The sequence below is a fragment of the Streptomyces sp. YS-3 genome, assembly GCF_045257485.1.
Taxonomy (GTDB): domain Bacteria; phylum Actinomycetota; class Actinomycetes; order Streptomycetales; family Streptomycetaceae; genus Streptomyces.
In genome coordinates this window covers 1-9,486 of the sequence record NZ_JBJHPC010000267.1, presented here as the reverse complement: position 1 = coordinate 9,486, position 9,486 = coordinate 1, and the positions used below count along the sequence as shown (strand labels likewise).

Sequence of the window (9,486 nt, the reverse complement as noted above, 5' to 3'; positions counted from 1 at the left end):
GGCCAGGACACGCGACCGGCACGGCAGTTGGGGGGGAGGGGCAGGTCACAGAGTCATACGGCGGACGGTGGCCTACCCTGTCAGGCGACGGCGCGTACCCCGACCGGGGCGCGACCCTTTGTCCGGCAGGAGTGACGCTGTGCTGCGCACCATGTTCAAGTCCAAGATCCACCGAGCCACCGTGACCCAGGCCGACCTCCACTACGTGGGATCGGTCACCGTCGACGCCGAGCTGATGGAAGCCGCCGACCTGCTGCCCGGCGAGCTCGTCCACATCGTCGACATCGACAACGGCGCCCGGCTGGAGACCTACGTCATCGAGGGCGAGCGCGGCTCCGGAGTCATCGGTATCAATGGCGCCGCCGCCCACCTCGTCCACCCCGGCGACCTGGTGATCCTCATCAGCTACGCCCAGGTCGACGACGCCGAGGCGCGCACCCTGCGCCCGCGCGTGGTGCACGTCGACGCGGACAACCGTGTCGTCGAGCTCGGCGACGACGCCTCCGCGCCGGTCCCCGGCACCGACCAGCGCCGCAGCCCGCACGCGCTCGTCCCCTCCGCCTCCCAGCACTGACCCCGGAGGAGGACGCCATGGCCGGCACCCTGACCCTGCTGCACACCTCGCCGGTGCACGTGCCCGTCTTCGACGCCCTGCGCGACGAGGACCACCCGGGCCTCGCCCTGCGCCACCTGGTGGACGAGGAACTGCTCGACCGGGCTCGCCGGGTCGGCGCGGCCGGGGCCGCCGACGCCACCAGGGCGGTCCTCGCCGAGGCCGTGGCCGGGGGTGCGACGGCCGTGCTGTGCACCTGCTCGACCATCGCCGGCCTCGCGGAGGCCGCCGGGGCCGAACTCGGGCTGCCGGTCCTGCGGGTGGACCGGCCGATGGCAGCCGCGGCCGTCGCCCACGGCCCGCGGATCACGGTCCTCGCCGCCCTGGAGACCACCCTCGGCCCCACCACCGAGCTGCTCCACGAGGAGGCCGCCCGGGCGGGGCGCGCGGTCACGCCGCGGACGGTGCTGGTGGACGGAGCCTGGCGCCGCTTCGAGGAGGGCGACCCGGAGGGCTACGCGCGGGCGGTCGCCGAGGCCATCGGGCGGGTCGAGGACGCGGACGTCATCGTCCTGGCCCAGGCCTCCATGGCCCCCGGGGCGAGCCTGGCCCCGTCGAGGACTCCGGTGCTTTCCAGCCCCCGCCCGGGGCTGGCGGCGGCGGCGAAGCTGGTGTGAGACGGGCGCGGTCCGGGGGGACCCATGGCCCCCGGACCGCGCCCGCCGCTCAGCCCGCCTCGACCTCCGTGCGCTCGCCGCCCCACAGCGTGTGGAACGAGCCCTCGCGGTCCACCCGGCGATAGGTGTGCGCCCCGAAGAAGTCCCGCTGCCCCTGGGTGAGCGCCGCGGGCAGCCGCTCGGCGCGCAGCGCGTCGTAGTACGCGAGCGCCGCCGAGAAGCCCGGCACCGGCACGCCCTGGCGCGTCGCCGCCACGACCACCGCGCGCCAGTCCTCCTGCGCCGCCCCGATCTCCTCGCCGAACCGCTTGTCCGAGAGCAGGCTCACCAGGTCCGGTTCGGCGTCGTACGCGGCCCGGATGCGGTCCAGGAACGCCGCCCGGATGATGCACCCGGCGCGCCAGATCGCGGCCACCGAGCCCAGGTCCACGTCCCACCCGTACTGCTCGCTGCCGGCCCGGACCTGGTGGAAGCCCTGGGTGTACGACACGATCTTCGAGGCGTACAGCGCCTGCTCCACCTGCGCGGCGAACGCCTCGGCCGCCTTCTCGTCCAGCGGCTCGGGCACGGGCCCGGCCAGGGCGCCGGCGGCCTCGCGCAGATCGGCGTGGCCGGAGAGCGAGCGCGCGAACACCGCCTCGGCGATTCCCGACACCGGCACCCCGAGGTCCAGGGCGATCTGTACCGTCCACCGCCCCGTGCCCTTCTGCTCGGCCCGGTCCTGGACGACGTCCACGAACGGCTTCCCGGTCGCCGCGTCCTGGTGGGCCAGCACCTCCGCCGTGATCTCGATCAGATACGAGTCGAGGCGCCCCGTGTTCCAGCCCCGGAACGTCTCGGCGATCTTGGCGGGGGAGTACCCGGCGACCGTGCGCAGCAGGTGGTAGGCCTCGGCGATCAGCTGCATGTCGGCGTACTCGATGCCGTTGTGCACCATCTTCACGAAGTGGCCCGCCCCGTCGGGGCCGACGTGCGTCACGCCCGGGGTGCCGTCCGGCGCCTTGGCCGCGATCTTCTCCAGGAGCGGGCCCAGTGACTCGTACGACTCGGCGGAGCCGCCCGGCATGATGCTCGGGCCGTGCAGCGCGCCCTCCTCACCGCCCGAGACACCGGCGCCCACGAAGTGGATACCGCGCTCGCGCAGCTCACGCTCGCGCCGGCGCGTGTCCTCGAAGTGCGCGTTGCCGCCGTCGATGATGACATCGCCCTCGTCGAGCAGCGGGGCGAACTCCTCGATCACCGCGTCCGTCGGCTCACCCGCCTTCACCATGACCACCAGCCGGCGCGGCCGTTCGAGTGCCGCCACGAACTCCTCCGGCGACTCGGCGGGCACGAACCGCCCCTCCTCGCCGAACTCCTCGACCAGCGCCCGGGTCTTGGCCGCCGTCCGGTTGTGCACCGCCACCGTGAGGCCGTTGCGAGCGAAGTTGCGGGCGAGGTTGCGCCCCATGACGGCGAGTCCGGTGACGCCGATCTGGGCTGTTCCACTCATGGCTGTGCTCCTCGGATCATCGGGTGCGCTGCTCGGTCAACCCTACGGAAGACTCCAAGCGGCGCGACTCGGCCGGCATTCCCCTCGACGGGTGGGTACGCACTCTTGTCACGGTCCGTTCAGAGCCCCTACTTTGGCGGCTCCCGATGCGTTCGAGGGGGACCCATGTCCGTACGCGGGCGGCACCGCCGCTACCAGCCGGGCCGTATCAACCGGGCTTCGCTGACGGTGACGGCGGGCGGGGCGGGCATGGCCCTGCCCCTGATCGGCGCGGGCGCGGCCCACGCCGCCTCCCTGGACGTCTGGGACAAGGTCGCGGCCTGCGAGTCCACCCACGACTGGCAGATCAACACCGGTAACGGGTACTACGGCGGGCTCCAGTTCAGCCAGTCGACCTGGGTGGCCTACGGCGGCCGGGCCTACGCCCCGCGCGCCGACCTCGCCTCCAGGAGCGAGCAGATCGCCGTCGCGGAGAAGGTGCTCCAGGCCCAGGGCCCGGGCGCGTGGCCGGTCTGCTCGGGCGAGGCGGGACTGACCCGCGGCGCAGCGCACACCACACACACCGCGCACACCACGCCCACGGCGCACACCACCCACACCGCGCACACCGCGCACACCGCCCCGGCGGTCCAGGAGCACCACGCGCGCGTGGTGCCCAAGGCGGCGCCCCAGGCGAGCCCCACCACCGTCCCCGGCAAGCGCGAGGGATACGTGGGCTACACCGTCGTCCCCGGCGACTCCCTCTCCCGTATCGCGCACACCGAGCACGTCAGGGGCGGCTGGCACGCGCTGTACACCGAGAACCGCCGGGTCGTGGGCTCCGACCCCGATCTGATCCTGCCGGGGCAGCGGCTGTCCTTACCGGACACGGCGGCGCCGCCGCGGACCCGCCCCGGGCCGCAGCCGTCGCCCCAGCAGAAGCGGCCCGCCAAGCCGCAGCCGAAGAAGCCCGCCGCCCCGCACAAGCAGCCCGCGCCGAAGCAGGTCGTCCACAAGGGCGGCGCCCTCGCCGCGCCGGTGGACGCCGGGCCCAGCACCCCGTACCACAAGGCCGGTTCGTCCTGGGCGAGCGGCTACCACACGGGCGTCGACTTCCCCGTCTCCACCGGGACCTCGGTCCACGCGGTGGCCACCGGCAAGGTCGTGGAGGCCGGCTGGGGCGGCTCGTACGGCTACCAGGTGGTGATCCGGCACACCGACGGCCGCTACAGCCAGTACGGCCATCTCTCGGCCGTGAGCGTGCGGGCCGGACAGCAGGTCAACACGGGCCAGCGCATCGGCCGTTCGGGCTCCACCGGCAACGCCACCGGGCCGCATCTGCACTTCGAGATCCGCACCGGGCCCTCGTACGGGTCGGACATCGACCCGCTGGCCTACCTCAGGGCAGGCGGCGTCAGCCTCTGACCGGACGTGCTGCCCTCGGCGCTCTGACCGGGCGCCGGGATCGCCGGCAGGGTCCGGGGCCCGGGGCGTGAGCGCCGGGAGGCGGCGCCGAGGCGCTCGGTGGTGAGCAGGATCAGTCCGCCCGCGGCCACGACGCCACTGGCGAGGGCGACGGCCAGGCCGGCCGTCCCGTAGCGGAACTCCTCGCCGAACATGGTGAGCCCGACGGTCGCCGCGACCACCGGGTTGACGACGGTGACGGTCGCCAGGGGCGCCGCGAGTCCGGCGCCCCGGTAGGAGGCCTGGGAGAGCAGCAGGCCCGCGGCGGCGAGCACGGCTATGGCGAGCAGGCTGGGCGCCTCGGTGAGCTTCAGGCCCTCGTCCCAGTCCTCGGCCACCAGCTTGGTGAAGACCGACGCCATACCGAAGGAGACGCCCGCGGCGGCGGCGAGCAGCACACTGCGCACCACCGGGCCGTGCACCGCGCGCGAGGCGAGGAAGAGCACCGCCATCGCGCCGAAGGTGACCGCCGCCAGCAGCAGCCGGTCCCCGCCGCCGACCGAGTCGGCGTCCGCGTCGCTGGTGAGGGCGAGCAGCCCGGCGAGGCCGGCGGTCGCCATGACCGCGCCGCGCCAGGCCGCCGCGCCCGCCCTGCGGCGGACGAACACGGCGGCCATCGGCAGTGCGAAGACGATGGTCAGCGCGCCGAGCGGCTGGACGAGGGTGAGCGGTCCGCACGCGAGTGCCACGACGTGCAGAAGGGCGCCGAGACCGTTGAGTGCCACAGAGCCCCACCAGGCGCCCTGGCGGAGGTACGTACTGTCGGGGGAGGCCGCGGCCACGCGCTCCTGGACGATCGCCGCAGCCGCGTACGCGACGGCGGAGACCAGGGAGAGCAGCACGGACAGGGCAAGGGCACTCATGCATCCACGATCCCTCGCCGATCGCCACTCGTCGTCGTCCTTGAGACCGCATTGACACGTACTGCCATAGGAGTACGCCCCTACTCCAGAAGTCGTCCATACATCGGGCATTCGGTACAACTGCTGGTGGGGAGGGGTGAGATGAGGGTATTTCGGCCATGTATGGGATGGGGGATGTCCATTAGTAGTCGAAGAGATGTTCGATCGAAAATCTGTGAGAATCACGGGGTACGTGGCCGGTCCGCCACGGCGCGCACGGAGGGGGACGAGGAGTGGATCTCGCGGCGGTGGCCTCGGTCGGCGGGTTCTTCGCGCTGCGCACCGGACCGGCCGACGGTGCGCACCGCCCGCTGGCGCGGCTCTACGCGGGGGAGGGCGGCCCCCTGGCGGCCCGGATCGACACCGTCACGGCCGCCCTGAGCGCGCCCGACCGCCGCACCGGCGCCTCCATCGCCCACCTGGGACTCGTCGCCCGGCTCTGGTCCATCGCCCTCGGGCCCGCCGTGCTCCACGGCGAACTGCCCGACCTCGACCCCGCGGCCCTGTCCTGGGACGGTGGCCGCGGCGCCCCCGACGACCTGCTGCTCGACCGGGTCCGGCCGCTGCCCGGCACCGCCGGGCGGATCCGCGAGAGCGTCCAGTACGGCCACCTGGTCCCGCTCGCCGAGGCCGTCCGGCGCGACACCCCCCTCGCGACCGGCCTGCTGTGGGGCAACGCGGGCTCCGCGCTCGCCGGAGCCGTCCGCGAGCTGCACCGCTGGGCGCTGCGCGCGGGCCGCCCGGACGCGGCCCGGCGGGCGCTGGAGCTCGGCGCCGAACTCCTCGCCCACCCCGACCTGGCGGGCACCGGCACGCTGCTCCCGGGCCCTGCCTTCCGCCGCCGCAGCTGCTGCCTCTACTACCGCTGCCCGGGCGCCGGACTCTGCGGCGACTGCGTCTTCGACCGCCCGCCCGCACGCCCCTGACCGGCGGCCCACGGGCTCGCGGTTTGGTCTGCGGCGCCCCGCTCCGTACGATTGCGCTTTTGGGAACTTCCACACGCGGGCGAGACCGCGCATGACCGAGGAACGGCGACGGCGATGACGGTGACAGAGGACATCCAGGACCAGGAGTACGGTCCCGGCATCGGCCAGGAGCCCGGCGAACCCGACGTGGAGTACGGCCCCGGGATCGACCCCGAGCGCCTCGCCGTCTGCCTCGGCGTGCTGGACGAGCTCGACACCATCGAGGTCGACCACCCCGACGCGATCGCCGTGCGCCGCGCCACCGCCGCGATCTACCGGACCGTGAAGCAGCGCCGCCGCCAGGAGCGCCGGGCCGCCAAGACCGCCCACGACCGGGCCGTCACGCATGCGACCGCCACCGGCTCCGCCGAGCGCATCGACGACGAGACCGAGGGCATCCTGCCGTCGTCCGCGACCCCCACCGGCCAGATCGCCGGGGTGCTCCAGCGCCCCCGCTCCTGCTACATCTGCAAGACCCGGTACGTCGAGGTCGACTACTTCTACCACCAGCTCTGCCAGAAGTGCGCCGCCGAGAACCGGATGCGCCGGGAGGCCCGCACCGACCTCACCGGCAAGCGCGCGCTGCTCACCGGCGGCCGGGCGAAGATCGGCATGTACATCGCGCTGCGGCTGCTGCGCGACGGCGCCCACACCACCATCACCACCCGCTTCCCCAAGGACGCCATCCGCCGCTTCAAGGCGATGGAGGACTCGGCGGAGTGGATGCACCGCCTGGAGGTCGTCGGCATCGACCTGCGCGACCCGGCGCAGGCGGTCGCGCTCGCCGAGCAGACCGCCCAGCAGGGCCCGCTGGACATCCTGATCAACAACGCCACCCAGACCGTGCGCCGGCTGCCCTCCGCGTACGCCGCCCTGGTCGACGGCGAGAGCGCCCCGCTGCCCGCCGGTGAACTCCCCGCCCACCATGTGATCGGCGCCTTCAACTCCGGCGCGGTCGGTGACCTCGGCGCACCGGCCGCGCTGCCGCTCGGCGCCTCCGGCCTCGACGCCCAGCGGGTCGCCGACCTCGCCCTGGTCGCGGGCAACGCCAGCATCGCCCGCCACCACGACGGCACCGCCATAGACGCGGGCGGGCTGCTGCCGGACGTCGTCGACACCAACACCTGGGTGCAGTCCATCGACCAGATCTCCCCGGTCGAACTGCTGGAGACCCAGCTGTGCAACTACACCGCGCCGTTCATCCTGATCAGCATGTTGCGCCCGGCGATGGCCGACGCGGCCCGCAAGGCGCCGAAGGGCCGCGCCTACGTGGTCAACGTCTCCGCGATGGAGGGCGTGTTCAGCCGCGGCTACAAGGGCGCCGGGCACCCCAACACCAACGCCGCCAAGGCCGCCATGAACATGGTCACCCGGACCAGCGGCCAGGAGATGTTCGAGACCGACAAGATCCTGATGACCTCGGTCGACACCGGCTGGATCACCGACGAGCGCCCGCACCACGACAAGCTGCGACTCGCCGAGGAGGGCTTCCACGCCCCGCTCGACCTGGTCGACGGCGCCGCGCGCGTCTACGACCCGATCGTGCGCGGCGAGTCGGGCGAGGACCTGCACAGCGTCTTCCTCAAGGACTACGCGCCCGGGAACTGGTAGACCGCACCCGGAACGCGCACGGTGGCCGGACCCCCCGACGGGGTCCGGCCACCGGTGCGTCCGGGGTCCCGCCCCACCGTCGGCGGCCCCGGGACCGGGCGCGTCACCCGGACGGAGCAGGCCGCCCCGCCCGGGCGTGGCGGCCGTCCGGGGGCGGCGGATCATGGCTGGATGGGGCCCGTGGCCAACGCACGGTGAAGGAAAGTTGACGCAAAGGAAATGGCCCCATCGAGCAGGGGCCCGCTCATTTGGTTACTCTGACTCCGACGGAAGCCATCAAAGGATCGACCAGTCCTCGATGCCCGTTCCGGAACCGGCCCGCACACTGGGCCGAGCTTCCGACAGAGTGCCGGCGCCACCGCGTCAGAACTGCCCCTGACCCCTGCCCCCTCGGGCGGCCGGCGACCGGGAAGGGACCGGAGCCGCCAGTACGCCCAGGGTTACGCGACACAGAGGAGTGCGCGGTGACACCAGAGACGACAGAACGCGAACAGCGGACGCCGGAACGCGGCGACCGGCCCGGCCGACCCGAAAAGCTCCGCAACCTTGAGGTCTGGGCCCGTTCGGCCCCGATCCGGCTGGCCGGCTACGAGGACGACCTGGCCGAACCGCACATCCTGCCGGGCATCGACTGAGCGGTCCCCGCCCCCTTGAAAGCGTGTGCCCCCTGTTCCGGCAGGGGGCACACGTCTGTCCCGGCCCGGACGACGCGCCCGGGCCGCTCTCCCGTACGGCGGCGTCCGCTTGCGGGACCGGCCGCCCTCCGGCAGACAATGAGTGACAACTTGGGGCGAATAGGTGGGAGATCTACGTGCGCTCGACCCCGCGCCGGTTCACCCTGGCGGCAGTCGTCATGTCCATCGGAGTGCTCGTCGCGGCCTGTGGCGGCGACGGCGGAGGCAGCGCCGCCTCCGACGAGAAGGAGCTCTTCCTTCAGCCCGTCGCGGCGTCCGGCCCCGACCCCTTCACGGAGTCGACGGCCAGGGCCGCCCAGCCGCTCACGCCCTCCCAGCCGCCGCCGAGCGCCCCCGGCAACCCCACGGCAACCGTACAGACCGTCCGGACCGTCCCGGGCTCCACGCCCGGCCTGTACGGCGGCACCCAGTCGGTGGCCAGTTGCGACGTGGAGGCGCAGATCCGCTTCCTCGCCGCCGACCGGGCGAAGGCGCGCGCCTTCTCGGAGACCGCCGGGATCAACCCGGACGACCTCCCCTCGTTCCTGCGCGGGCTGACCCCCGTGGTGCTGCGGGCCGACACCCGGGTCACCAACCACGGCTTCAAGGACGGCCACGCCACCGCCTTCCAGTCGGTGCTCCAGGCCGGCACCGCCGTCATGGTCGACGACCACGGCTCGCCCCGGGTGCGCTGCGCCTGCGGCAACCCGCTCAAGCCGCCCGTCGCCACCCAGGGCGCTGCCTCCCGGGGCCAGTCCTGGCCCGGCTACCAGCCGCAGCGCACCGTCGTCATCAACCGCACGACCACGGTCATCAACAGCCTGATCATCGTGAACGTCGTCAACAACACCTGGATCGAGCGGCCGACGGGCGACCAGGGCATGCGCGACCGCGAGCGGCCCGACATCCAGATCGACCCGACGGCTCCGGTGGTCACCGACTCGCCGAGCGCGCCGGTCAGCCCGGACCAGTCCGGTCCGGCCGTGGCGCCGAGCCTGTCCGCGCCGTCCACGAACAGCACCTCGCCGAGCGTGAACTGCCCCAGCCCAGCCCCGACCGTCACCGTGACGAGGCAGCCCGGGTCGCTGCCGCCGGGCGCCGCCCTGCCGAACGTGYCCCCGTCCCCTGGCTGCCCGACGGCCACCGTCACCGTCCGCCCCAAGCTGACC

General features: G+C 73.5%; 8 protein-coding genes and 1 pseudogene. 7 read left to right on the top strand and 2 right to left on the bottom strand.

Translation table 11 applies throughout. The features are described from left to right. Positions 1-139: 139 nt before the first annotated feature. Together panD and ACJA3G_RS21305 are read left to right on the top strand one after the other, a co-directional pair. On the top strand, positions 140-574 hold the full coding sequence (gene panD / locus ACJA3G_RS21310; RefSeq protein ID WP_406554614.1) for an aspartate 1-decarboxylase: 435 nt from the start codon (positions 140-142) through the stop codon (positions 572-574). 17 nt (positions 575-591) lie between these two features. Continuing rightward, on the top strand, positions 592-1,230 hold the full coding sequence (locus ACJA3G_RS21305) for an aspartate/glutamate racemase family protein (RefSeq protein ID WP_406554613.1): 639 nt from the start codon (positions 592-594) through the stop codon (positions 1,228-1,230). 49 nt (positions 1,231-1,279) lie between these two features. Here the strand turns inward: ACJA3G_RS21305 and gndA are convergent, their stop codons facing one another. Then, the gene (gene gndA / locus ACJA3G_RS21300) at positions 1,280-2,722 is read right to left on the bottom strand and encodes an NADP-dependent phosphogluconate dehydrogenase (RefSeq protein WP_406554612.1); all 1,443 of its coding nucleotides are present in this window, start codon (positions 2,720-2,722) and stop codon (positions 1,280-1,282) included. A gap of 165 nt (positions 2,723-2,887) precedes the next feature. Here gndA and ACJA3G_RS21295 point away from each other — a divergent pair, with 165 nt between their 5' ends. Further along, a complete protein-coding gene (locus ACJA3G_RS21295) occupies positions 2,888-4,126 on the top strand; it encodes a transglycosylase family protein (RefSeq protein WP_406554611.1) in 1,239 nt (412 codons plus the stop codon). A gap of 2 nt (positions 4,127-4,128) precedes the next feature. On the opposite strand, the pseudogene ACJA3G_RS21290 reads toward ACJA3G_RS21295, so the two are convergent. Next, positions 4,129-5,028 (bottom strand): annotated as a pseudogene (locus ACJA3G_RS21290) (DMT family transporter); the annotation flags it as partial. 272 nt (positions 5,029-5,300) lie between these two features. Here ACJA3G_RS21290 and ACJA3G_RS21285 point away from each other — a divergent pair. The 4 genes from ACJA3G_RS21285 to ACJA3G_RS21270 all read left to right on the top strand — a co-directional run. Further along, complete coding sequence (locus ACJA3G_RS21285) at positions 5,301-5,993, top strand: (2Fe-2S)-binding protein (protein ID WP_406554610.1); 693 nt, start codon at positions 5,301-5,303, stop codon at positions 5,991-5,993. A 114-nt stretch (positions 5,994-6,107) separates the two neighbouring features. Then, the gene (locus ACJA3G_RS21280; RefSeq protein ID WP_406554609.1) at positions 6,108-7,643 is read left to right on the top strand and encodes an SDR family NAD(P)-dependent oxidoreductase; all 1,536 of its coding nucleotides are present in this window, start codon (positions 6,108-6,110) and stop codon (positions 7,641-7,643) included. Between the two features lie 464 nt (positions 7,644-8,107). Continuing rightward, positions 8,108-8,278, top strand: a complete 171-nt coding sequence (locus ACJA3G_RS21275; RefSeq protein WP_199831852.1) for a hypothetical protein — start codon at positions 8,108-8,110, stop codon at positions 8,276-8,278. 176 nt (positions 8,279-8,454) lie between these two features. Continuing rightward, on the top strand, positions 8,455-9,486 hold a 1,032-nt coding region (locus tag ACJA3G_RS21270; protein ID WP_406554608.1), incomplete at its 3' end, for a DUF6777 domain-containing protein.